Annotated in this window: 21 protein-coding genes and 6 pseudogenes; 11 read left to right on the forward strand and 16 right to left on the reverse strand. The window is 69.0% G+C overall.

Annotated features, from left to right (window positions below; genetic code table 11):
• Positions 1-126: 126 nt before the first annotated feature.
• From OG985_RS44030 to OG985_RS44045, 4 genes are all read right to left on the reverse strand, one after another.
• Positions 127-627, reverse strand: a complete 501-nt coding sequence (locus tag OG985_RS44030; RefSeq protein ID WP_371674022.1) for a cupin domain-containing protein — start codon at positions 625-627, stop codon at positions 127-129.
• A gap of 210 nt (positions 628-837) precedes the next feature.
• The gene (locus OG985_RS44035) at positions 838-990 is read right to left on the reverse strand and encodes a hypothetical protein (protein ID WP_371674023.1); all 153 of its coding nucleotides are present in this window, start codon (positions 988-990) and stop codon (positions 838-840) included.
• Positions 991-1,057: 67 nt separating this feature from the next.
• Positions 1,058-2,002 carry an NADP-dependent oxidoreductase gene (locus OG985_RS44040; protein WP_371674024.1) on the reverse strand — a complete coding sequence of 315 codons (945 nt, stop codon included), beginning with the start codon at positions 2,000-2,002 and terminating at the stop codon, positions 1,058-1,060.
• A gap of 126 nt (positions 2,003-2,128) precedes the next feature.
• A complete protein-coding gene (locus tag OG985_RS44045; RefSeq protein WP_371674025.1) occupies positions 2,129-2,953 on the reverse strand; it encodes a helix-turn-helix transcriptional regulator in 825 nt (274 codons plus the stop codon).
• A 568-nt stretch (positions 2,954-3,521) separates the two neighbouring features.
• Here OG985_RS44045 and OG985_RS44050 point away from each other — a divergent pair.
• Positions 3,522-4,004: a winged helix-turn-helix domain-containing protein gene (locus OG985_RS44050; protein ID WP_371674026.1), complete on the forward strand. Its 483-nt coding sequence runs from the start codon at positions 3,522-3,524 to the stop codon at positions 4,002-4,004.
• A 53-nt stretch (positions 4,005-4,057) separates the two neighbouring features.
• Positions 4,058-4,615, forward strand: coding sequence for a transposase (locus OG985_RS44055; protein ID WP_371674684.1), 558 nt, complete (start codon positions 4,058-4,060; stop codon positions 4,613-4,615).
• Here OG985_RS44055 and OG985_RS44060 read toward each other — a convergent pair.
• The gene (locus tag OG985_RS44060; protein WP_371674027.1) at positions 4,609-5,436 is read right to left on the reverse strand and encodes a helix-turn-helix transcriptional regulator; all 828 of its coding nucleotides are present in this window, start codon (positions 5,434-5,436) and stop codon (positions 4,609-4,611) included. The two genes, OG985_RS44055 and OG985_RS44060, sit on opposite strands and share 7 nt — an antisense overlap.
• Before the next feature lie 1,354 nt (positions 5,437-6,790).
• Positions 6,791-7,219 carry an IS200/IS605 family transposase gene (gene tnpA / locus OG985_RS44065; protein ID WP_371674028.1) on the reverse strand — a complete coding sequence of 143 codons (429 nt, stop codon included), beginning with the start codon at positions 7,217-7,219 and terminating at the stop codon, positions 6,791-6,793.
• A 50-nt stretch (positions 7,220-7,269) separates the two neighbouring features.
• Here tnpA and OG985_RS44070 point away from each other — a divergent pair.
• A pseudogene (locus OG985_RS44070) lies at positions 7,270-8,088 on the forward strand (RNA-guided endonuclease InsQ/TnpB family protein); the annotation flags it as partial.
• Positions 8,089-8,344: 256 nt separating this feature from the next.
• Here OG985_RS44070 and OG985_RS44075 read toward each other — a convergent pair.
• Positions 8,345-9,541: pseudogene (locus OG985_RS44075) on the reverse strand (IS4 family transposase); the annotation flags it as partial.
• Positions 9,542-9,599: 58 nt separating this feature from the next.
• Here OG985_RS44075 and OG985_RS44080 point away from each other — a divergent pair.
• A pseudogene (locus tag OG985_RS44080) lies at positions 9,600-10,007 on the forward strand (RNA-guided endonuclease InsQ/TnpB family protein); the annotation flags it as partial.
• On the opposite strand, the gene OG985_RS44085 reads toward OG985_RS44080, so the two are convergent.
• From OG985_RS44085 to OG985_RS44095, 3 genes are all read right to left on the reverse strand, one after another.
• Positions 9,966-10,337 carry an SRPBCC family protein gene (locus OG985_RS44085; protein ID WP_371674029.1) on the reverse strand — a complete coding sequence of 124 codons (372 nt, stop codon included), beginning with the start codon at positions 10,335-10,337 and terminating at the stop codon, positions 9,966-9,968. The pseudogene OG985_RS44080 and the gene OG985_RS44085 sit on opposite strands and share 42 nt — an antisense overlap.
• Before the next feature lie 158 nt (positions 10,338-10,495).
• The gene (locus OG985_RS44090; RefSeq protein ID WP_371674030.1) at positions 10,496-10,702 is read right to left on the reverse strand and encodes a hypothetical protein; all 207 of its coding nucleotides are present in this window, start codon (positions 10,700-10,702) and stop codon (positions 10,496-10,498) included.
• Between the two features lie 497 nt (positions 10,703-11,199).
• Positions 11,200-11,526 carry a hypothetical protein gene (locus tag OG985_RS44095; RefSeq protein WP_371674031.1) on the reverse strand — a complete coding sequence of 109 codons (327 nt, stop codon included), beginning with the start codon at positions 11,524-11,526 and terminating at the stop codon, positions 11,200-11,202.
• A 197-nt stretch (positions 11,527-11,723) separates the two neighbouring features.
• On the opposite strand from OG985_RS44095, the gene OG985_RS44100 reads away from it, so the two are divergent.
• Positions 11,724-12,053, forward strand: coding sequence for a hypothetical protein (locus OG985_RS44100; protein WP_371674685.1), 330 nt, complete (start codon positions 11,724-11,726; stop codon positions 12,051-12,053).
• On the opposite strand, the gene OG985_RS44105 is transcribed toward OG985_RS44100, so the two are convergent.
• Positions 12,007-13,221 (reverse strand): amidohydrolase family protein, encoded by a 1,215-nt coding sequence (locus OG985_RS44105; protein ID WP_371674686.1) that lies wholly within the window; start codon positions 13,219-13,221, stop codon positions 12,007-12,009. The genes OG985_RS44100 and OG985_RS44105 overlap by 47 nt on opposite strands.
• A gap of 102 nt (positions 13,222-13,323) precedes the next feature.
• On the opposite strand from OG985_RS44105, the gene OG985_RS44110 reads away from it, so the two are divergent.
• Positions 13,324-13,791, forward strand: coding sequence for a MarR family winged helix-turn-helix transcriptional regulator (locus tag OG985_RS44110; RefSeq protein WP_371674032.1), 468 nt, complete (start codon positions 13,324-13,326; stop codon positions 13,789-13,791).
• Positions 13,792-14,244: 453 nt separating this feature from the next.
• A pseudogene (locus OG985_RS44115) lies at positions 14,245-14,896 on the forward strand (IS200/IS605 family accessory protein TnpB-related protein); the annotation flags it as partial.
• On the opposite strand, the gene OG985_RS44120 reads toward OG985_RS44115, so the two are convergent.
• Positions 14,853-15,602, reverse strand: a complete 750-nt coding sequence (locus OG985_RS44120) for an SDR family NAD(P)-dependent oxidoreductase (RefSeq protein ID WP_371674033.1) — start codon at positions 15,600-15,602, stop codon at positions 14,853-14,855. The pseudogene OG985_RS44115 and the gene OG985_RS44120 sit on opposite strands and share 44 nt — an antisense overlap.
• Positions 15,603-15,730: 128 nt before the next feature.
• On the opposite strand from OG985_RS44120, the gene OG985_RS44125 reads away from it, so the two are divergent.
• From OG985_RS44125 to OG985_RS44135, 3 genes and pseudogenes are all read left to right on the forward strand, one after another.
• Positions 15,731-16,165: an Rrf2 family transcriptional regulator gene (locus OG985_RS44125; protein WP_371674034.1), complete on the forward strand. Its 435-nt coding sequence runs from the start codon at positions 15,731-15,733 to the stop codon at positions 16,163-16,165.
• Positions 16,166-16,249: 84 nt separating this feature from the next.
• A pseudogene (locus OG985_RS44130) lies at positions 16,250-16,613 on the forward strand (NAD-dependent epimerase/dehydratase family protein); the annotation flags it as partial.
• Between the two features lie 253 nt (positions 16,614-16,866).
• On the forward strand, positions 16,867-17,763 hold the full coding sequence (locus OG985_RS44135) for a glycosyltransferase family 2 protein (RefSeq protein WP_371674035.1): 897 nt from the start codon (positions 16,867-16,869) through the stop codon (positions 17,761-17,763).
• A gap of 53 nt (positions 17,764-17,816) precedes the next feature.
• Here the strand turns inward: OG985_RS44135 and OG985_RS44140 are convergent, their stop codons facing one another.
• The 4 genes from OG985_RS44140 to OG985_RS44155 all read right to left on the reverse strand — a co-directional run bounded on the left by OG985_RS44140 (position 17,817) and on the right by OG985_RS44155 (position 20,347).
• Complete coding sequence (locus OG985_RS44140; protein ID WP_371674036.1) at positions 17,817-18,026, reverse strand: hypothetical protein; 210 nt, start codon at positions 18,024-18,026, stop codon at positions 17,817-17,819.
• Positions 18,026-18,238 carry a hypothetical protein gene (locus tag OG985_RS44145; protein ID WP_371674037.1) on the reverse strand — a complete coding sequence of 71 codons (213 nt, stop codon included), beginning with the start codon at positions 18,236-18,238 and terminating at the stop codon, positions 18,026-18,028. Before OG985_RS44145 ends, OG985_RS44140 begins: the two co-directional genes overlap by 1 nt.
• An 80-nt stretch (positions 18,239-18,318) precedes the next feature.
• The gene (locus OG985_RS44150) at positions 18,319-19,230 is read right to left on the reverse strand and encodes a polysaccharide pyruvyl transferase family protein (protein ID WP_371674038.1); all 912 of its coding nucleotides are present in this window, start codon (positions 19,228-19,230) and stop codon (positions 18,319-18,321) included.
• Positions 19,231-20,029: 799 nt separating this feature from the next.
• A complete protein-coding gene (locus OG985_RS44155) occupies positions 20,030-20,347 on the reverse strand; it encodes a DUF2795 domain-containing protein (RefSeq protein WP_371674039.1) in 318 nt (105 codons plus the stop codon).
• A gap of 733 nt (positions 20,348-21,080) precedes the next feature.
• On the opposite strand from OG985_RS44155, the pseudogene OG985_RS44160 reads away from it, so the two are divergent.
• Positions 21,081-21,473: pseudogene (locus tag OG985_RS44160) on the forward strand (ArsR/SmtB family transcription factor); the annotation flags it as partial.
• Between the last annotated feature and the right edge of the window lie 349 nt (positions 21,474-21,822).

The raw sequence follows: 21,822 nt of genomic DNA on the forward strand, positions 1-21,822 counted from the left end.
CATGTGCTCCTGCCACTCAACCTGGACTGCGCCTCCTGGACCCGAACGTCTTGGGGGTCCGGGCTGTCCAGTTCGGGCGGGGAACCTCACCCTGTCGACCGGTGCCGTGCTTGCCGGCACCGTGAGTCACAGGAACTCGCTCCGGTAGGTCGAGGCCAACTCGGCCGCGAGGCGGCGGCGCTCCGCGAGCTCGTCCTCCGACAGTTGGGGCGGCGGCGCGTCCTTGCCCGCGACGACATCGCCGATGCGCAGGAAGTACTCGTCCTGGCCGGCGGGGGTGCACATGCACAGCATGCGGGCCTGCGCACCTGAAGCGTTGCGGAAGTTGTGCGGCGCGTTGGCCGGGATGTTGATCGTGGACCCGGCCCCTACGGTGTGCTTCTCGCCGCGGAAAGTGAACTCGATCTCGCCCTCGAGGATCGTGAACATCTCCTCGAAGTCGTGCCGGTGCGGCGGCGGGCCGCCGCCGTCGGGGACGCGCATGTCGATCAGGCAGTACCGGCCATTGGTCTGCTCGCCGGTGATCAGCATGGCGTACGTGTTGCCCACCAGAGAGATGTACGTCGTGCCGGGATCGTCGGGGTCCGCCACGGTCAGCGGGCGGGAGGGGTCGTCGTCGGGGATCATCGGGGTTGTCTCCTTCAAAGGTCGGTCAGGTGAGGATCCGGGGCGGAGTCGTCGACCGTCGCGGCCACTGCTGGGTGGACAGCTCGCGCGGCTCGGGAGGGTGTACGCCGGGACGGGGACCGTCAGGTTGCCCCCGTACCGGCATGTCTGCTGCGGCCTGGTGACGGTGAACGTGGTGCCGGCCGGACGGATCGCGGAAGGCGCTACCGGTTACCGCACGTGCGCGTGCTTGCCCAGTTCGACGGCGTTGACAAAGGACCGGGCGCTCATGGCCATGGCCGGCACGTTCTCCTGCATCAGGCGCATGCCGTGTGGGGCGTGGTGGAACGCCGGGTCGAGCTGGAACCCGGCGGCCACGGCCATCGGGGCCAGCGCCTGGCAATCTCCGCATCCAGGGATAGGGGCGTGGTCGTTTCCTTTCGAAGCCGTGTCAGGCGGCAGGCGCGACGATGACGACCTTGCCGTGCAGTTCGCCCGTGCCGGCCTGGGCGTGGACTGTCGGCAACTGCGCCAGCGGCACTCGCTGCGTCACGTCGACGCGCAGCTCGCCGGAGTCGACCAACGCCACCAGCCGCGACAGCTGTTCGGCGTCGCTGTTGACGAAGAGGTCGATGCCGCGCACGCCGCGTCGTTCGTCGCTGGGCGCAGGCATCCACACCGTGGTGTTCACCAGCACTCCACCGGAACGGATCAGGGCGGGCAGCGCGGCCAGCTGCGCCGGGTCGATCGGCGCGAGGTTGAGCACGACGTCGACCAGCTCGGTCACCGCCGCGCTCACCTCGGTGGCGGTGTGGTCGACGACCTCGTCGGCACCCGCCGCCTCGACGTGCTCGCTGCTGCGCGGGCCGGCCGTGGCGATCACGTAGGCGCCGGCGTTCTTGGCCAGCTGCACGGCGTAGCCGCCGACCGCGCCGCCCGCACCGTTGATGAGCACGCGCTGCCCCGCCGTCAGCTTCGCGTGATCAAACAGGGCCTGCCAGGCAGTCAGACCCACCAACGGCAGCGCGGCGGCATCGGGCAGCGGAATGCTCCGAGGCGCCGGCGTCAAAATCCCGGCCGGAGCCACCACGTACTCCGCGGCCGCGCCGTCGCCCGCCATCGGCAGGAAGCCGACAACCGGGTCGCCGACTTCGAGGCCGGCCACGTCCTCACCCAGCGCGTCGACCGTGCCGGAGACGTCGACGCCGGGAGTGTGGGGGAGCGCCACCGGGATGGGGCCTTGCATGAAGCCCCCGCGGATGTTGCCGTCGACGCCGTTGAACGATGTCGCGGCGACCCGGATCAGAACCTGCCCGGCGCCGGGGACGGGCTGCTCGACGTCCTCGTAACGCAGGACGCTCGGGTCGCCGTACTCGTGGAAACGCACTGCCTTCATGGGAAATCCTCGTCTTTCGATATACGCGAGGTGCTTCGTTTTCGAAGCACTCTTGGGTCATGCCTTGCTTCAAAATGCGAAGCAACGACTCTTTACGGGTGAGCAGGCCGGCCGAACGGCGATGCCTTAAGCGCCCACGGCGGGCAGGAGTTGAAGCTTCTGGTAGCTGGGTGAGCCGGGTGTGGCGGAGAAGACCAGCAGTTCCTGGGCCTGGTCGGGGTCGATCAGGCGCTGGCAGTACAGCTCCAGCTCACCCAACTCGGGATGCCGGTAGCGTTTGAGGTCGTTGTGGTGGGTGACATCCACCTCGCACAACCGCCAGACCACGGCGAACTCGGGGCTGGCTTCCAGCAGGGCGGAGACGATCTCACCGGCCTTGCCCGTGGGGTCCGCCGTGTGCACCGTCCGGATCTCCGCGGTGAAGACTCTGCCGCGTAGTTCGTGGTCCTCGGCGGGGTAGAGGTCGCGTTGCGCCGGGTCGGTGAACCAGCGGTAGACCAGGTAGCGGGACAGCCCGCTGAAGCGGGTGTAGTCGCCCAGCAGGGCGACCGCCGGCCGGGTCTGCAGCAGCGTCTCATTGAACCGGGACATCACCAACGCGGGCGTATCGGCGAGCCGTTCGACGATGCGCATCATGGTGGGGCTGACGTGATCGTCACGCAGGACCCGCCGCGGCGCCGAGTGCCCTCCGAGATCGAAAAGATAGTCCCGCTCGCTCAGGCTGAGGTGCAGCCCCCGGGCGAGCCCGGCGAGCACCTGCTCGGACGGCATCGGACCACGCTGCTGCTCGATCCTGCTGTAGTAATCGACCGACATACCGGCCAGCGCGGCCACCTCCTCACGCCGCAGCCCACCGGTACGACGCCGCGAACCGCGAGGAAGCCCGACATGCTCCGGCTGCAACACCTCCCGGCGTGCCCGGAGAAAATCGGCCAGCAGCGCCCGGTCCATCTCGACCTCCCGTGTTCGACAGATCAAGCGTGGCGTGGATCAGAACCCGGATGAAGGCCGTACTTATCCACGGACAAGTTGTCCGTGGCTGACCAAGCGGTGCAGGTGGAGATGACTGGCTTGTCGTCACACAGCGCCGGGTGTTCGTTCGATGGCACCGGGCCCCGGGCACCGGGTCACCGGGGCACGGGCACGGGCGAGTCCGCGAACGTAGCCGTGGAATGCCTTGATCGGCGTGCGTACGGCGGGCCGTCGAGACGGCGACTATCATCACAGCCGGAATCGCGGCCATGAGCGTGACGCCCCTACGGCGGTTGCCCGTCCGGTGGAACGAGTGGTCGTCATGCGGGTCTGGCCGTGTCGATCGGCGGGGCGCCGGCTATCTCAGGACCGAGGCCACGGACCCATCCATCCTCGTCGACGCCCCGGTCACCTCGGCGAGCTGACGCCGGGCGTCACCTGTATGAGGACCGTATGTCGGTGAAGTCGGCGCTCATACAGTTACTGATCTCCTCGGATTGTTGTCGGGGGTGGTGACGTGTGGTGATCCCTGCGGTACGCCGGGGGTATGCGATACGCGCAGGGCGGCGGACTGACCGCGGAGCGGCGGCGGTTTCGCGAACAGATCCGGTTCGAGGCGGGTGAGCGGTTCGCCCGCGGTGAGAAGAACGTGGTGATCGCGAAGGATCTGCGGGTCAGTGAGCGGTCGGTGGAGCGCTGGCGGCGGGCCTGGCGGCAGGGCGGGATGGCTGCCCTGGCCTCCACGGGGCCGCCGAAACTGCCCAAGCTCTCCGATGGCCAGTTCGCCGGGCTGGAGAAGGAGTTGGCGCGCGGGCCGGCTGTGCACGGCTGGGAGGACCAGCGCTGGACCGTGGCGCGGATCAGAGCGGTGATCGCCTGGAAGTTCAAGGTCGACTGCTCGATGGCGGCGGTGTGGCGGCTGCTGCACCGACACGGCTGGTCCTGGCAGTCTCCCGCCCGCCGGGCTGTGGAGCGCGATGAGCATGCGGTCGAGTTGTGGAAGAAGGATGTGTGGCCGCAGGTGGAATGACTGCGGCGGCGCTGGGGGCTTACGTCGTCTTCGAGGACGAGGCCGGGTTCGCGATGACCCCGTCGCGCGCTCGCACCTGGAGCCGGCGTGGCTGCACGCCGGTGGTGCGGGTGCGCGGCCGGTCCTGGCGCCGCATCTCGATCGCCGCGATGTGCTGCTACCGGCCGGGCGACGTATCCCGGTTGATCTACCGGCCGCGCCGGCACCGCAAGCACCGCGGCAAAGGACGCAACAGCTTCGCCTGGAGCGACTACCGCGACCTGGTCGTGCGTGCCCACATCCAGCTCAACGCCCCCATCGTCCTCATCTGGGACAACCTCAACACCCACCTCGCCGCCGGGATGCGCCAGTACGCGGACACCCACGACTGGCTCACCATCGTCCAACTGCCCTCCTACACACCGGACCTGAACCCGGTCGAGGGCATCTGGTCGCTGTTACGACGGGGGCCGCTGGCCAATGTCGCCTTCACCGACGACGACCACCTCGAACGCACTCTCCGCCGGGGCCTGCGCCACATCCAGCACCGCCCCGACCTCATCGACGGCTGCCTCAACGGCACCAGACTCACCCTCACCCACCAGCCGACAACACCCCGAAGAGATCAGTAGTCCTTCACGGCGGGCAGGAGTTGAAGCTTCTGGTAGCTGGGTGAGCCGGGTGTGGCGGAGAAGACCAGCAGTTCCTGGGCCTGGTCGGGGTCGACCAGGCGCTGGCAGTACAGCTCCAGCTCACCCAACTCGGGATGCCGGTAACGTTTGAGGTCGTTGTGGTGGGTGACATCCACCTCGTGCAGCCGCCAGACCACGGCGAATTCCGGGCTGGCTTCCAGCAGGGCGGAGACGATCTCACCGGCCTTGCCCGTGGGGTCCGCCGTGTACGCCGCCCGGATCTCCGCGGTGAAGACCCTGCCGCGTAGTTCGTGGTCCTCGACGGGGTAGAGGTCGCGTTGCGCCGGGTCGGTGAACCAGCGGTAGACCAGGTAGCGGGACAGTCCGCTGAAGCGGGTGTAGTCGCCCAGCAGGGCGACCGCCGGCCGGGTCTGCAGCAGCGTCTCATTGAACCGGGACATCACCAACGCGGGCGTATCGGCGAGCCGTTCGACGATGCGCATCATGGTGGGACTGACGTGATCGTCACGCAGGACCCGCCGCGGCGCCGAGTGCCCGCCGAGATCGAAAAGATAGTCCCGCTCGCTCAGGCTGAGGTGCAGCCCCCGGGCGAGCCCGGCGAGCACCTGCTCGGACGGCATCGGACCACGCTGCTGCTCGATCCGGCTGTAGTAATCGACCGACATACCGGCCAGCGCGGCCACCTCCTCACGCCGCAGCCCACCGGTACGACGCCGCGAACCGCGAGGAAGCCCGACATCCTCCGGCTGCAACACCTCCCGGCGCGCCCGGAGAAAATCGGCCAGCAGCGCCCGGTCCATCCTTCTCTCAGCCTCCGTGAACAAGACATCTGCCGAGGGACTGTCCGGTCGGCGAGATCCACCGTATCGGAAGAGGCCTTGCCCAGAGCGTGATCGTCCCGAGGCCAACGGGTCGTGCTCGCTGGCTCGTTGGAGTCACCCCGTGTCTGGCAGGATCCGCCGGAAAGGCTCTGGGTTTGCTCTCCCGTCAGGTCGGTGACGCGGCTGGCTGCTGTGTGGCCGTTGCCTGCTCCACCCGGATGAGGATCAAGCGTGGCCGCGCTGGCGTCCGCAGCGGACACCGTCGCCAGTCGGCTGCCACGGCACGGCGCAGGAAAGGAGTCCGGTGGCCGAAGCCGGCTCCCGGGTCAGGAACGCGGGCGCTCGTGCAGACGCGACGTCGAGGGATGCAGCCGATCATGGTGGTAGGTGTCCGTACCGATCTTCCGCCCGCAAAAGTGCGTCATCTGCGCGTCGGTGTACAGCGAGTCCTGGTTGTTGATCTCCAGCCGGATGCGGTCGCCCTCACGCGTGAGGAACGACGTGGGCAGCAGTTCGGCGCGAAGTTCGTAGATCTCCCCCGCAGCGGTTCCTCACGTTGTGCAGATGGAAGGGCCGCATGTCACCGCTCAGCTCGGGATCTTAGGCGCGGTGGGAGGCCCCGGAGCCGTCCCTGGGTCGCCTTGACCGGCTGGCCGGATCCGGGGTCACCCGGCACGAGCGAGACTTTGACGATGAGGTCCGTGGCCGCGCGGAACTCAGCACTGATCACGAAATGTTCGGCGACTTCGCCGGGTCCTTGCCCTCGGCATAACAGACGAGCGCGTACAGGACGAGCGGGCCGCCCTGGGTCGCCCAGTCCGCGGAGGCCGACGTCGTGACGGGCGCAACTGATCAGGCGGCGCGGGTAGTTCACTGTGCGCAAGCTGTGGCACGCCTCCTGGGAGGACAGGGTGGACACGCGGAGTTCGTAGGTTCTCGTCGTTCGTCCTTCCTGACATTCGGGCCTGCATGGTCGTGACCGTTCATCAGGTTCACGGACGCGTGGGCGACGGTCCCAGTGCTGCGCTGGGAGGCGTTCATGTTCCTGACCCGCTTTCAACGTTGTTTACCTTGTAGCCGTTTGGCGTGTGCGGCCCCGCAGCCGACGGGACCCAAGTGCCTCCGGCGCCAGGACCTGGAGTTTCTCGTAGCTGGGGGCCGGGGGCACGCCTACTCGCCGCTTTCCTCTGCTTCGATCACTTGTAGCACCGGGAGAGGGCGGCCACCATCCTTTGATCTTTGCAGGGAATTCCGGCCTTCTGGCCGGGCGGGAGTGTGATCCTCGGTGTGGAGGTGCGAAGCGCCGGAGGTCACTGCGTTTGCGTGGTGGCGGTCAGGCGGGGCGTTTCTGGTTGTCGATGTAGTCCTTGACGATGCTCAGCGGTGCGCCGCCGCAGGACCCTGCGAAGTAGGACGGGGACCAGAACACCGAGCCCGTCCCGATCTGGTTGATCCGGCCGGTGTACTCCGCGCGCAGGTAGCGGGAACTGACGCCCTTGAGGGAGTTGACGAGCTTGGACAGGGCGATTTTCGGCGGGTAGTGCACGAGCAGGTGGACGTGATCGCCTTCGCCGTTGAACTCCCGCAGCTGGGCGCCGAAGCTCTCGCACACGTCCCGCATGATCGTCTCGCAGCGCGTCAGCATCTCGTCGTTGAAGATCTCACGCCGGTACTTCGTGAGAAACACCAAGTGTGCGTGGAGGTGGAAAACGACATGATTTCCTCGTCGGACATCGGGATCTGGTTCCCAGCGTGGTGACATATACCAAGTGTAGTAGGATCACGTGAACTCGACCGGAGGGGGTGGGCTGGATGATCCGTGCGTACAAGTTCCTCCTGCGGCCCACCGTTCGCCAGGCCCAGGCGCTGGGCGAGATGCTGCGCGACCACTGCTCCCTCTACAACGGGGCCTTGCAGGAACGGCGCGACGCCTGGCGGCACGTCTCCAAGACCAGCGTTAAGTACGGCATGCAGTCCGCTCAGCTCAAAGAGATCCGGGCGTTCGACCCGGAGCGGCAGGGCCGCTGGTCGTTCTCCTCGCAGCAGGCCACCCTGCGCCGCCTGGACAAGGCGTTCGCCGCGTTCTTCCGCCGGGTCAGGTCCGGGCAGGCGGCCGGCTATCCGCGCTTTCGCGGCGTGAACTGGTTCGACACGGTGGACTTCCCGAAGGACGGCGACGGCTGCCGGTGGAATGCCACCCCGCACGACCCCGTCACCCGCGTCCGCTTCCAGGGCGTCGGCCACGTCAAGGTCAACCAGCACCGGCCGGTGGCCGGCCGGGTCAAGACCGTCTCCGTCAAGCGTGAGGGACGTAAGTGGTTCGTCGTGCTCACCGCCGAGCAGGAGCAGCCCGAGCCGCTGCCCGTGACCGGCAGCATGGTCGGCATCGACCTGGGCATCGCCAACTTCCTCGCCGACTCCAACGGCGAGTTCGTACCCAACCCGCGCCACGGCCGCCGCGCGGCCAAGAAGCTTCAAGCCGCGCAGCAGGCGCTGTCCCGCTTCCCGCGCCGCAAGGCCACAGACCGCACCGCAGGCCACCAGCGCGCGGTGGACAAGGTTGCCCAACTCCACGGCAAGGTACGGCGCCAGCGGCTCGACCACGCCCACAAGACCGCCCTTAGCTCAATACCAGTGACTTAGTGACCTAGCTTCGTCGGGCTTTGGTTGACGGGTTGATCGGGGCGGTGCGCCAGTGCGGGGCGATGGTCATGGCGTCTGCTGGGTCCCGGGTGGGCTGAGGCCAGGTGTAGTGCTCGTCGCGTTTGACGCCGAAGTTGGACATCTTGCGTTTGACCACGCGCGGGTTGGAGCGTCTGCGGCGGGTGGGTAACAGGCGCGCGGTGATCTCGCGGAGTCCGTCGGTGAGGGCGGCGGTCAGACGGTCAGGGGAAAGGGCCGCCTGCGCGGTGACCTGGCGTCGTGCGAGGCGGATGCTCCGGGTGAAGGAGAGCCTGTCGGGGTCGAGGCCGGCCTGCTCGGCGGCGTCGTGCATCAGGGTGCGGATGGCGTGGTGGACCAGCAGGTGTGCCCAGACCTCCTGCTCGACGCCTTCGGGTGAGCGGGAGCGCAGGACCTGGGCAGGTCCGCGTTGATGGGTCTTCAGCTCGTCCAGCGTGTTCTCGAACTCCCACCGCTGGTGGTACAGGGCGGCCAGCTCGGTGGCCGGGGCGGCATCGGGATCGAGGACCGTGGTGATCAGCCGGTAAGGGGCGTCCTGCCCGGGATCGTCCAGGGTGTACTCGATCACCCGCACCATTTCCGGGTCGGCACGCTTGCGGTGGTCTCTGGCCGCGACGATCTCTGACAAGTACGAGCCGTCGGGCAGCTCTTCGCGGACCGGCAGCACCTGGTGGGAACGGATGCGCCACAGCAGGTCCGCACCGCCGGCCGAGGCCGCCCGCCACAGCTCCAGGCCGGTGAAGCCGCGGTCGGCCAGCAGCAGATCGTCCTCGCCCAGGTGACCGAACAGCTCGCGGGCCAGCACGAGTTCGGACGTGGTGCATGGGCCGAGAGCCGCCGTGGTGATGGCATGGGTGCCGCACTCGGCCAGCGCGACCACCCGCACCTGCGGATACGCACACCGCTGGGTGCGGTGGGTCTTCGGGCGCCCGAAGTGCGCCACGTTCTCCTGGCTGTCCGGAACGTCGAAGACTGTGCCGTCGATGGCCATCAGCCGCCACCGGCCGTAGAAGGCACCCGGTGTCGATTCCGTGGCCAACGGCCGGGCCACCGAGGCGAACAGGGCCTTCAGCGGTTCTGGACCGAGTCTCGCGCGCGCTCTCGAGATCGCCCCCGTGGTCGGCACCTGCCACGACCCCGACCAGCGCTTCGCCCAGGTCAGCCCATGCGTCAGCAGCCGAGCGACCTCTTCGTAGCCCTGGCCGGAGAACAAGCACATCGCCAGCACGAAGTAGACCACCACGCGCGGCGGCAGCAGCCGGTTACGCTGCCCGGACCTCCCGCACTGGGCCACCACCCGATCCACCAGCTCCGGCGGGAACGACCGCGTCAACAGCCCGACCGCGATGCGATCCGACAACCGCTCGTCCGTCTCCGGCTTCACCTGACCCGGCCGTGGCATCCCGGCACCTCCCCGCCACGCACCCTACCAGCCACCACCCTAAGTCACTGGTATTGTGATTAGCCTGGTCCGCGCGCACGACGTCATCGCGCACGAAGACCTCAAAATCCGCAACATGAGCAGGGCCCCCGCACCGAAGCCCGACCCCGACCGGCCCGGCACCTTCCTGCCCAACGGGGCCGCCGCCAAGTCCGGGCTCAACACGTCGATCCACGACGCCGGTTGGGGGGTGTTTTTGACGATCCTGCACGCCAAGGCTGAAAGCGCCGGACGGGAAGTGATCGCCGTCAACCCCCGCAACACCTCCCGCGCCTGCCCCGAATGCGGGCACACGGCCAAGGAGAACCGGCCCACACAGGAAAAATTTCACTGCCTCGCCTGCGGCCATCACGCGCACGCCGACACAGTCGCAGCCACCAACGTTCTACGGGCCGGGCTGGTCCGTCGCAACGCCAACCCGGCATAGCGAGAAGCCCCCGGCTTCAGCCGGGGGAGGAGTCACGTATCGGCGCCAGAGTGGAGCGAAGGGGCCAGCGAGGATCCAGCGGCGACCGGGCAGTGCCTTGAACTCGTAGGTCCACCGAATGAGCGTGCCGTCACCGTCGAGGTTGACGTTGAACTCGCCTCGGACGCCGACCGCGAGGCGGGAGAGGACGTTGGTGAAGCCGGTCAGTTGATAGGCGAAGCTGGATCCCGCCGTGTACTCGGTGAGCTGTTCGTCGACTTGTGATCCGTCGTCGAACTGCGGGTTCCTTCGCGAGCCTGCGTGGTCCCAGGCTTCGGTCTGGTTCGCCACGCTTCTGACTCCGGGGAACGGCGCCACCCGGTGAAAAACGGTGGGGAGGTCGATGGGGGCCAGCAGTTGGAAGGTGCCCCGGGTGTCTTCCAGGTTCGCTGCTGGACCGTGATTGCGACGGTTTTGTCGGCTGGGTCGATGAGGAGTGGGGTCATGGTTCAGCGCTCCGTGGTGGCGAGGACGGGATGATCGGTGTAACCGCGGTGGCTGCCGCCGTAGAAGGCGGCCGGGCTCGGCTCGTTGAGCCGGGCACCTGATCGGATTCGGTCGGACAGATTGAGGTTGGCGAGCGCCGTCGTCCGCCATCCTCTGTTCGACAGGAAAATCTTGGCGCGAACCGGAAACCAGATGAAGGGGAACTTCATCCGCGGACACGTTGTCCCTGGCTTGGACCTGAAGTGTGCGGACATCCAGCGGCGCCCACCGTCCGAGGTGGCGGGCCTGCTCCAGTTAGGCGCGCATCTTCACCAGTCGCGTTCCCGCCGGCGAACGAGGACGCTCTTGTGCTGCGTCGGGACCGGCGGCCGTTTATTCGCTCCACGACGTCCTGCCGCCTGGTCCTCTCGGACGCGGTCTTCGTACTTCTTCAGCTTCTCCTGGTGAACCTCGGTCTCGGGGGCCAGACGCTTCTCCGCGCGGGCCACCATCTCCCAGGTGAGCGGCCCGGTACAGGACAGTCGCTGGGATCGCCGGGTGGCGGTGGGGTGAAGTGAGGGGCTGCGGGGAAGGACTGCCGGGCCGGAGAGCAATGACATTCGATTCCGGCCCAGTGCCTCTTCCCGTGGGATGGGTGCCTGAGAAGAAAGTTCGGCCGCTGCTCCCGCCTGGCGGGACGTACCGCTGATCGGCCTTTCCGTCCAGGTCAGAGCCGTGTGGCGTGGTCTGCATGACAGTGGATCTCAGGATCGTCCGAGCCGGTCAGACGTACCGGTACTACCTGCGTCAGACCGTTGTTGGCGACGGCCGCCGCCCGGCCCGCACGCCGCTGCGCGAAGCCCAGGAGCAAGCCGGTGTCCCGGTCGGGCGATGGATGGGGCGCGGCCTGGCCGTGCTCGGAGGGACGCCGGGCGAGGAGGTCACCGAGGCGCAGCTGGCGGAACCTCTGCGGCGAGCGGGGCCGGCACCCGCACGCGGGCCGGATCGAGGCCGACCTGCTCGCCAAGGGCGAGTCCCCGACGAAGGCGTTCAAGGACGGCGTTCCTCGTCGGCGGTGAGGTCGGGCAGGAGCATGAAGCTCGCTCACCTGCCCGCCGCCGGCGCCCTCGGCCGCCGGGTGGGGGCCGCACGGGCTGATCCGCTGGACCGCCCGCCGCGGCGACCAGATCGCCGCCTGGGCAGCGGTGGCGGATCTACGGTACGACTCGCCCGTTCCCGCTCTACCGCGACATCGGGGACCCGGGCGAAGCGCCCACCGAGCCCGCGGCCGACCTGGTCCTCCATCCCGGCGACGTGCTGTACGTGCCGGCGACGGCGAGTTCGTCCCGCTCGGCCCGCACTTCCGTAAGCTGTTTGACCCGCTGTTCTTCGAGTTCGTCCAGTTCCGCGCGCCGCACGGTGATCCGTTCCAGCAGCTCGGGATCCAGCATGCAGCGGAGCGTAGAAGGTCGCCGTACCACAGCGAGCAAGAACCGGACGATCGAGTCCCTCCCTCGAAGGGGAGGGACCGCGGTCATGCCGCCAGGCGGGTGCCGCGGCGCCAGACGGCACGGGTGTTGAGGGTGTCGCTGATGTTGCTGGTCGGGTCGCCGTCGACCAGCAGGAGGTCGGCGCGGAGGCCCTCGGCGATGCGGCCCCGGTCGCTGAGGCGGAAGCGGCGGGCCGTGGTCGCCGTGGCCGCGCGCAGGGCCCGTGCGGGTGTGAGGCCGGCCGCCACCAGGTATTGCAGTTCGTGGTGCAGGCTCGCTCCGTGTGCCAGGCCCCCGAAGAACGTCTCGGGTATGGAGGCGTCGGTGCCGGCCAGCACGTCGACACCGGCAGCGTCCAGCGCGCGCACGGTGTCGTACACGTCGTGGAGCTTGCCCTGCGGGTAGCGGTTGTAGCTGGAGCGCAGGGTCCGGTCCCAGTCGGCGTCGAGGCGTGCGGCGACGCGGGGGTCGTCGGCGAGTTCGCTGCCGGTGATCCCCATCATCGAGGCGTTGAGAGTGACGCAGGGGATGACGAACATGCCCGTGTCCTTGATCAGGCTGATGATCTCGGCGGTGTGCGGCTGGTCCATGAACACGTGGGTGAGGCCGTCGATGCCGGCTTCGGCGGCCATCCTGGTGGCTTCCACGGTCAGCGCGTGGGCCACGGTCAGTGCGCCGTACTTCTTGGCTTCGGCGACACCGGCGTGCACGGTGGCCTGGTCGAGCGCGGGCAGTCCGGGGTGTCCCTCCACGCTGCCGTCGTCGATCATGAACTTGATGAAGTCGGATCCCCGGGCGAGGAGCTGCGGCACGAAGGCGGCGGCCTCCTCGGGTGTGGTGGAGAACGGCATCAGGGGCATCACCGGGGGAAGGTCCCACTTGGGCCGGAACCCTTCGGGCATCAGCTCGCTCGGGTGACCACCGGGTGGTGTGATGGCGAAGCCGGAGGAGCGCACGTCAGCCTGTGTGTCGTCGTCGGTGATGGCCCCCCGGTTCTCCCGGGTGTTCATCCCCTGCATCTCCAGTTCGGTCGTCACCCCGAACCGCAGGGTGAGCGCCAGGGAGCCCGGGGCGGAGTGGACGTGGGCGTCGATGAGTCCCGGCAGCAGTGTGGCGCCGCTGCCGTCGACGATCTCGCTGCCCTCGGGAGCGTCGCCACCGACGCGGGCGATCCTCCCGCCGTCGATGACCACGGTCCGCACGCCGACCGCCTTCTCCCCGTCGAAGATCTGCGCGTTGGTTATCGCGGTGAGCGCCATGGCGGTCCGCCTCATTTCCTAGCTCGTTCAAGATTTACATACCTAATGCTATGGACTTATTGAAAGGTATGCAAATGTGCTGGCCGGGCCTAGACTCGGCACATGAGCAGCACGTCCTCCTCCGAGCAGCCCCCCGACGACCGGGCGTTGGATCAGATCGGCCCGGCGCTGTCCCGTCTGCGGCGACGCGCACCGGCATCGGGCAAGGACCTCTCCCGCAATCTCGTGCTCAACGTCATCGCCGACGCGCCGGGCGAGACGACCGTCGGCGGGCTTGCCGCCGAGATGGGCGTCGCGCAGCCAGTGGCCAGCCGGACCGTCGCCGCCTGCATAGCGGACGGGCTGCTGCGGCGGGCGGCATCCCAGTCCGACGGACGCCGCACCGTGCTCGAACTCACCGAGCACGGCGAGGCCGAACGCAACCGCTTCGCCGTTGAACAGCGAGAAGCGTTCCTGGAGATCACCGTCGCCTGGTCACCGGAGGAGCGGACCCAGTTCGCACGGCTCCTGGCTCGGTACGGAGCCGACGCCACCGCCTGGTCCAGGAATCGGACCACAAGCCGCGATTGAACGAGCAGCGCCCCGAGATCGAGTCACGGCCAGGAGCCCCGGCGTCGATTGCGCTGACGGACGATCTACCGCTCCGACATTCACCCGTGAACAGGGTGAGAGTTCCCGGGAGCCGACCACACCAGCCCTTTGCCGTGTGACTCAAGTTGGCGGCAACTCACTGGAGTCAGCGGCCGACGCCGTCGCCCAACCCTCGCTGACGGCCGCCAAGTTGCGGGAGATCACTGGTGCACTCGCCTCTCCCTGACCGGGACACCGAACGGCGCATGCGTGTCGGCCACGCCCGCGCCGCCGAGGCCCTGGACGTAGGAGTCGAGCTGGATGGGGAGTTCGAGGGTCGGGCTGGGCGCACTCTGGGTGCCCCGGCCCGGGGCGGGGACCTATGCCTTTGGCCAAGGTGGATGGGTGCTGGTTCGGGTGTCTGGAACGATGTGCCTGTGCATGCTGAGCAGCCCGCGGCGCTTCTTCTACGCCCTGACCGGCAGCGCCGAACACCGGCACGCCCAGGTCCGCCACGCCTTGACCCGCCTCCTGCACTGGGCCCGTACCAGTGATCTGAAGGCGATCGCGGTGGAGGACCTGGACTTCGCCGCCGAGAAGACCCGCGAGAAACACGGCCGCCGCAAACGCTTCCGCCGGCTGGTCTCCGGCATGCCCACCGGCAGACTGCGCGCCGACTGGCCCCGATGGCCTACCGGACAGGCATCGTCGTCATCGCCGTCGACCCCGCCTACACCAGCCGCTGGGGCGCCCAGCACTGGCAGAAACCCCTCACCACCACCACCCGCACCACCACCAGCCACGATGCTGCCGGAGGGCGACACCGCCCCCTGCTCACCGGAGTGATGAGCAGGGGCATCGGACCGTCCAGGCCGGACCAGGTGTTCCTGGGCGTGAGGCAACCCGCCCCCGCATCCCCGGACCACGGACACGATCCGTGCCGCCCGGACGCGGAGCCAACGCGGGCAACCAGAACGCCCAACACCGTCCTGGGCGTTCGGCCGAGCATGAGGCCTGGCAACAGGACTCACTCCCGCTCAGTCCCCGGGAACGGTTCGGGTTCAGGCGTTGTAGCCGCCGTGGGCGTCCAGCACCGCGCCCGTGACGTACGACGCGGCGGGGCTCGCCAGGAAGGCGATCGCTGCGGCGATTTCGTCGGGGTGCCCCATGCGTTGCAGGGACAGCGAGCTGACCAGGGCATTGAGGGTCTCGGGGTCCGGCGGTTGCATGCCGCCCTCCATCAGTCCGGCCTCCACGACGTTGGCCGTGATGTTCCGGGGCCCGAGATCGCGTGCGGCGCCCATGGTGTACCTCTCGATCCCGGACTTGGTCGCCGAGTAGTCGGCAAGGCCGGGGGCGCCGACCCGGGAGCCCAGTCCGGAACTCACCGTGATGATGCGGCCGCCCGTGCGCAGCACTCGGGAGGCGGCCCGGATGACGGCGATCACGCCGAGGTAGTTGGTGGCGTGCATCCGGTCCAGTGCGGCGGTGTCGGCGTCCGGGTCGTCCACCGTGCCGGCCACGGAGATCGCCGCGTTGTTGACGAGGATGTCCAGGCCGCCGAAGTGCGCGACCACGTCGTCGATCAGCGCCGGCGCCCGGCTCGTGTCCGCCTGGTCGGACTGGAAGGCGACGGCCTTGGCTCCCTTGCCGTGCACCTCGTCGACGACGGCCTGCGCCTGCTTCTCGGAGCTGACGTAGGTGAAGGCGACGTCGGCGCCCTGCTCGGCCAGCAGCCGTACGGTCGCGGCTCCCAGTCCGCGCGACCCCCCGGTGACCAGCACGACCTTGCCCGTGAGTGGCTTGCTCATTCTTCTCACCTCGTTGATTGACTCTTTCCGGCAGTCGCAACGTTAATTGTTACGACAGGCTGTTGCAACCTTCGCTGTTACGACTGTGCTGTCGTAACATGAAGCGTTGCGGCCGAGAGGAGGAGTCCATGAGCGCCAACAGCAGGCTGACCATCGCCGCCCACGCGCTGGCCTGGATCGGCCTCTACCAGCGCCAGGGCCATGAGGTCGCCACCTCCGAGCAGATCGCGACCAGCGCGAACACCAACCCCGTGGTGATCAGACGGCTGCTCGGCGAACTGCGCAGGGCTGGGCTCGTGGAGTCCCGGCGGGGCGTGGGCGCGGGCTGGTCGCTGGCACGCGACCTGGAGTCGATGACTCTGCTCGATGTGTACGAGGCAGTGGAACCCGGCCCGCTGTTCGCAATGCACCGCAGCACTCCGGACCAGGGATGCGTGGTGGGTCACGGCATCCAGCCGGCCATGCAGAGCATCTACGAGGGCATCGAGGAGACCCTGAGACACGAGCTGGCCCGCGTCACTCTCGCGAACGTACTCCGGGACGTGCTCGCGGCGCCTCGCTAGCCTCCCCGTTACGCCCTGACATCACCAACCTTTCCATCCATGCCAAGGCCGGCGAATAGCCTGGCAACCAGTCACGCCAACGCCGTCGGCAGCGATGGCACCCGCCACGCGCTGGACCCGGCCCGCCGCGACGACGCACCCTTCGTCCTCGCCTCCACCTCCGAGGTGTACGGCGACCCGCTGGAGCATCCGCAGGCCGAGACGTACTGGGCGACGTCAATCCGGTCGGCCCGCGCAGCGTCTACGACGAGTCCAAGCGCTTGGCCGAGGCTCTGGGACGGCCGACCGGGGCGTTCACGGCACCGACGCGGCCATCGTCCGTATCTTCAACACCTACGGCCCCCGCGTGCGCGCCGGTGACGGCCGCGCCGTGCCCGCGCTCATCGCCCAGGCCCTGGACGGCGCACCCCTGACCGTCGCCGGCGACGGCAGCCAGAAGCGCTGTTTCGAAGTGTTTGAGACAAGTGCAGTACAGGCACTCGCAGAACCGAGCAGCCACAACAGCTCTGGGACGGAGCGGCCGCCGCTCTCGTCGTCGACGGTCACACCGTCGCCGCCGCCGAGGCCCGGTACGATCCCGACGCCCGCCAGGCCCTCGCCCGCCTGCCCGCCGCACTGGGCGCGCGTCGGCCGCTGCCCCCGGACGTCGAACATGCCGCACGCAGGCTGCACACCGCGGCCGCAGCCATCGGAGCAACGGTATGACCGACCCCCGCACGACCGTCGTCGTCATCACCCACAACCGCTGTCCCGAACTGCTGCGCACCCTCGACCACCTGGCCGAACTGCCGGAGCGGCCCCGGGTGATCGTCACCGACAACGCCTCCACCGACGGCACCGGCGAAGCCGTCACCCGTCACCACCCCGACGTGCTGCTGCTGTGCCCCGGCCGGAACCTCGGCGCCGTCGGCCGCAACCTGGCCATGCGCCATGTGCACACGCCGTACGTGGCCTTCTGCGACGACGACTCCTGGTGGGCTCCCGGCGCCCTCTCCGGGGCCGCCGATCTGCTCGACCGACACCCCGCGGTCGGCGCCGTCACGGCACGCATCGTCGTCGAACCGGGCGGCACGGAAGACCCGGTCGTCACCGAACTGCGCAACTCGCCCATCCGCGGGCCGAGCTGGCTTCCTGGCCCGGCCCTCGGCTCCTTCCTGGCCGCCGCGACCGTGCTGTGCGCCGACGCCTTCCGGGCCGCCGGCGGCTTCCATCCCCGGCTGTGGCTCGGCGGCGAGGAGGAGCTGCTCGCCGCGGACCTCGCCGCCGACGGCTGGTGGCTGACGTACGCCGACCACCTGACGGTCCACCACCAGCCCTCGGTCGCCCGGGACGCCACTCTGCGCCGGGCACACGGCATCCGTAACACGCTGTGGTTCACCTGGCTCCGTCGCCCGGCCGGCCGGGCCCTGCGCCGCACCCTGCACCTGGCCCGCACGGTCCCGCGCGACACCGCCTCCCTGCATGCCTTCGCCGAGGCCGCGGCCGCGCTGCCGTGGGTACTGCGCGAACGGCGGGTGCTGCCTGCGGAGGTCGAGTCCCGGCTGCGACTCCTGGAGGCTGCACAGCGCCAGTCGACCGCCCGCCGGTACATAGGCTGAGCGGGGCAGCCCAGCCACGCGCGGCCCCGCTCGGGGGAATGCAACGGGCGGCTTCAGCCGGCGCTCTCGGGGCGTTCGTCCTTCGATCCGCGGCCGCGCTCGGTGCGAGGTCCCTGACTCTGCCATTTCGGATCCTGTTGCAGGGAGTCGTTGGCGGCCTCGTTGGCGTCCTGGTTGGAAACCCCCGAACGCTCTGCCTCCTCGTGCAGCCTTGCCCTTTGGATGTCGCACGTCTTGCTTCCGGGCTCGGGCACGATGATCACTACGCCCAGATCACCGCCGGTTCGGAGGTGCCGATGCCGGTTGTCGGGAGGACGACGGACACGACCAGCAGCACGCCACGGTCCACTGGCGCGGCGTAGCGCACCATGCCGCCGGGGCCGTCGGCACCGATCCAGCGTGCGCATCCACCCGTCGAGGCGGAGGTCGCGGCGCAGGGCGCCTTCGATCTCGGAAGGTAGGTGCTGCCCGTCATCGTGGAGCGGGCCGGTTGTCACTGTTTCTCCTCGTCGCGGGCCGCCGGAGAAGGGACGCAGGTGCCCCTGCCTCCGGCGGCTAACCGGTGGCACCCGGCCGAAGGGCCTGGACCAGATCCTCCGCGCCGTCCACGGCCGCACCTCGGCGGAACTCGGCACCGATCTCGCGGGCGCGTCCGCGGCCCACGGCCGCACACCATTCCCACCACTGATCCAGCACGGACGCGTCGAGCCGCTCGGCGGGCACCAGTGCGGGCCAGCCGCAGGCGCGCGCCTGCGCCGTCACCTTCGCGCCGCCCTCGACCGGGTCGACGGCCAGCGCGGGAACCCCGGCACGCAGGGCGAGCACCATCCCGTGCAGCCGGTCGGTGACGACCAGGTCGAGCCGCGAGAGCACCGACTCCAACTGGGCGGCCGTCGCACACAGCCGCCAATCGCGCACGTCGAGCCGGGTCTCCAACTCCAGACGCGCACAGTCCAGGCCGGACAGCCAGCGTGTCACCTCTTCGGCAACCCGCGCGTGCTGCCGACGTGCTCCATACTCCTGCTGGCCGTGAGTGAGGATCACCCCGACCACGGGCCGGGCGGGAAGGGCGGTCGCGCGAGCCGCCAGATCCGGCGTCGGCTCCCTATCGGGAGCGTCCCGCGCCAGCACACGGTGGAACCCGGTGACGGCGGGGCTGCCGGGGTCGACGACGGAGGTTCCCACGGCGATCCGCACGCAGTGCGCGAACCGCCGGTGCAGTTCCTCGATCTGCGGACCGTGCAGGGGCCCGCAGACGAACACCAGGTGGGAGTAGTCCGCGGGTCGGATCTTTGCCAGATGTGGTCCGGAGGGCCGGAAGCCGGGGCTCCAGGCCACGTCGTGGTCCAGTCCGGACCGCCGCAGAGTCTCCTGCACCCGGGTCAGCGCCAGTATGTCTCCGGCGGTCGCCTCCCCATCCAGGAAGCCGAACCAGCCCGTCAGCAGGATCCGCGGTCGCTCTGCCACAGCGCCCCGGGTGCCCTGCCGTCGTACGGACAATCACCGTGACGGAACCGGCCGCGGTGGCTCCTGCCCTGGCCGCGCAGCGGTAAGCGGCGTCGAACCGCCCGGCGAGGCCAAACCCGATCTGGACATCTTCCTCGACTACGCCGCCCGCATGGACTTCCGTGACAAGGACGGCGGACCGCTGATCACCTGGCACGAAGGCTGCGCGGCGGAAGCGGCATCCAGTGGCCCTGCAGCGAGCAGGTACCGGACGGCACGGAACGCCTCGATACCGGCTGGGCCACCCTGGTCTGCGAGCCCTACTGCAAGGACCCGGTGACCGGTGCGGCGGACGACGAAGTCGCGTACCGCTCCCTCAACCCCGTCGGCAAGGCCATGATCAAGGCGGCCGCCTACCTGCCGCCCCACGAAACGCCCGATGAGCAGTACCCGTTCCAGCTGATCACCGGCCGGACCCTCTACCACTTCCACACGCGGACGAAGACCGCGCGGGTCCCAGCTGAAGGCAGCCGCTCCGGTGGGACAACACCAAGGCCGGGCACGCACCGGGCGGCGACACACCCGCGCGCGCCGCGAACGAGACCACCGTCACCGGCTTGGGCCCCGCCTCCAAGCAACCACTGTTCAGACCACCGCCGCCGGGCTCCGGCTCCTGGAACGCGGCGACGGCCACAGTGGTCGAAACGCCACCGCACCGAGCACGAGGTCCACCACGTGGCCACCGACCTCGCCGTATGGTCCCGTGAACACGTCCAGCGCCTGACCGACGCCGCACACGCCCCCGTGCCACCGTCCTGCTTCAGCGGTCCAGCTCTTCCTCTATCGGTGGTTTGGGCACCTCGCGCAAGTGCTGTGACAGACCAGGCTTGCCGCCCTGGCGGGCCTGTTCGGCCCGTTGGGCCGGGCTGAGCCCCAGGTCCGTGTCGGGATCGGTCCGTATGGAACGGGCGATTTCTTCCCGATTGGTGTAGGTCTCGGGCGGGATGCCGCGCAGAGCGGACAGCACCTCATCCGCGGCACCGGCGGAACGGGCCGCCTCCAGCAGTTCGGTCTTGTCTGCGGGAAAGTCCACGTTCCGCAGAGCGCCCAGTACGTCGTCGAGCGTCGCGTGCGCCATGGGAAACACTTCCTCACTCAATTCGGAAGGGCGTCCGCGTACCCGTGTCGACTCCCATCACACGTGGGTCGATCAAGTCGGCGCCAGCCGTGTCGCGCTCAGCCGCGCCCAAAGGTGACTTGCCCGGGGGAGGGGGATGGGCGATTCGGATGGCTCCCGCGTGCTGCCGAAGGCCAGGGCTCGCGTTCGTCGTACCAGGCCGGGTGGCAGCGCCTCACCTTCCGTATGATCTCCAGGGCCGCCAGGTCGCCGAGATCCACAAGCACAGGCGTTGGCCGCCGTGGGTGAGGCGGTCGCCGCGCAACCACCGCACGTGTTCCCACGACACACCTTGCGAGCCATGCAGCCAGAGGGCTACGTCACGCCCCGCGGCTTCTTCTCCCGGACCTGGGCGATGCACGTCGCGGGCCAGGACCCGGGCGTTTCGGGGGGCCGTATAGCACTGCGCGACGTGATCCGTTGCCCGGCCCGGAGGCTGTGAGTACTCAAGTGGGGGCTGGCGTGGGCCGTGGTGACGGTGTGCAGTCACTGTGCGCCGGGCCGGGCGTCTGCCATCGATTCGTAGGCGTCAGGGCGTGGGGGCGTTTGCGATTCGTAGGCTGGAGGCTTGGTCGGGCCTCACCGACGGTTTCGGCAAGCTGATGTTGCTGTGTCTGGGGCAGCCGCGGCCTTCGGTGGGGAGCCGGCCGCGGCTGATCCGTGCGGCTGATCCATGGGGCCGGCAGGAGCCGTGATGTCGGCAGCGCCCCGCTTCCTGGTGTCAGTCGAGGATCTGGAGCTCCACGCGAGGGACCAAGACCTGGGACTGCCGGGCTGCTCGGCCGGCTCCGCCGCCGATTGCTCTAGGTTCCAGTCATCAAAGCCAGCCGCTGAGTTGATGCGACGCCCGCCGTCACCAGGCCGGACCGCAGCCCTCGCCGATCCGCTCCGGCTATGCCAGTTCTCGGCGGTGACCTCGCATCATGGCGGCGAAGCGTGCGTGTGCGACATCTGCGAGGTGGGCGTCTCGCAGCCGGCCGTCTCCCGCCGTCTGAAGAAGTCCAAGGAGGCCGGGCTGCTCACCTGCGAGCGGCGCGGCACGTGGGTCTGTTACCGGGTCGAGCACTCGGTCATGGCCGCCCCGGGCGCATGCTCGCGACGTGGGACTGAGCCAGCGGGGCGGGTGCGCCACCGGGAGACGAACCACCGCGTTCGCCGAAAGGCGCCGGTAGGGGGCAGCAGACTGGTTCGGGGGGTTCCCGGCCGGGGCCGATTTGAGAGTGGGCGTGAAGGGCGGTCGCCTCGCGGCGGGGGCTCCATAAGGCTTCAGCCGAACGATCGTCCTCATGGGCAAAAGGTGAGGCCCGGGGACACAGTTCCCTTCACGCCCACACACGGATCAACGGTGAAGCACCCTCGAATGTTCCCTGGGAGCGGCTCATACCGGGACTCTCCGGGCGCTCCTGTGAGCGGGGCCCGGTGACGGCGCCTGTCGC

Source organism: Streptomyces sp. NBC_00289 (assembly GCF_041435115.1).
Lineage (GTDB): Bacteria > Actinomycetota > Actinomycetes > Streptomycetales > Streptomycetaceae > Streptomyces.

What these genes read in the sequence shown, in the direction of transcription:
- OG985_RS44030 (WP_371674022.1), bottom strand. Translation starts at nt 627, where the DNA reads ATGATCCCCGACGACGACCCCTCCCGCCCGCTGACCGTGGCGGACCCC.
- OG985_RS44035 (WP_371674023.1), bottom strand. Translation starts at nt 990, where the DNA reads ATGGCCGTGGCCGCCGGGTTCCAGCTCGACCCGGCGTTCCACCACGCC.
- OG985_RS44040 (WP_371674024.1), bottom strand. Translation starts at nt 2,002, where the DNA reads ATGAAGGCAGTGCGTTTCCACGAGTACGGCGACCCGAGCGTCCTGCGT.
- OG985_RS44045 (WP_371674025.1), bottom strand. Translation starts at nt 2,953, where the DNA reads ATGGACCGGGCGCTGCTGGCCGATTTTCTCCGGGCACGCCGGGAGGTG.
- OG985_RS44050 (WP_371674026.1), top strand. Translation starts at nt 3,522, where the DNA reads ATGCGATACGCGCAGGGCGGCGGACTGACCGCGGAGCGGCGGCGGTTT.
- OG985_RS44055 (WP_371674684.1), top strand. Translation starts at nt 4,058, where the DNA reads ATGACCCCGTCGCGCGCTCGCACCTGGAGCCGGCGTGGCTGCACGCCG.
- OG985_RS44060 (WP_371674027.1), bottom strand. Translation starts at nt 5,436, where the DNA reads ATGGACCGGGCGCTGCTGGCCGATTTTCTCCGGGCGCGCCGGGAGGTG.
- tnpA (WP_371674028.1), bottom strand. Translation starts at nt 7,219, where the DNA reads ATGTCACCACGCTGGGAACCAGATCCCGATGTCCGACGAGGAAATCAT.
- OG985_RS44090 (WP_371674030.1), bottom strand. Translation starts at nt 10,702, where the DNA reads ATGAAGTTCCCCTTCATCTGGTTTCCGGTTCGCGCCAAGATTTTCCTG.
- OG985_RS44105 (WP_371674686.1), bottom strand. Translation starts at nt 13,221, where the DNA reads ATGGCGCTCACCGCGATAACCAACGCGCAGATCTTCGACGGGGAGAAG.
- OG985_RS44110 (WP_371674032.1), top strand. Translation starts at nt 13,324, where the DNA reads ATGAGCAGCACGTCCTCCTCCGAGCAGCCCCCCGACGACCGGGCGTTG.
- OG985_RS44120 (WP_371674033.1), bottom strand. Translation starts at nt 15,602, where the DNA reads ATGAGCAAGCCACTCACGGGCAAGGTCGTGCTGGTCACCGGGGGGTCG.
- OG985_RS44125 (WP_371674034.1), top strand. Translation starts at nt 15,731, where the DNA reads ATGAGCGCCAACAGCAGGCTGACCATCGCCGCCCACGCGCTGGCCTGG.
- OG985_RS44135 (WP_371674035.1), top strand. Translation starts at nt 16,867, where the DNA reads ATGACCGACCCCCGCACGACCGTCGTCGTCATCACCCACAACCGCTGT.
- OG985_RS44145 (WP_371674037.1), bottom strand. Translation starts at nt 18,238, where the DNA reads ATGACGGGCAGCACCTACCTTCCGAGATCGAAGGCGCCCTGCGCCGCG.
- OG985_RS44155 (WP_371674039.1), bottom strand. Translation starts at nt 20,347, where the DNA reads ATGGCGCACGCGACGCTCGACGACGTACTGGGCGCTCTGCGGAACGTG.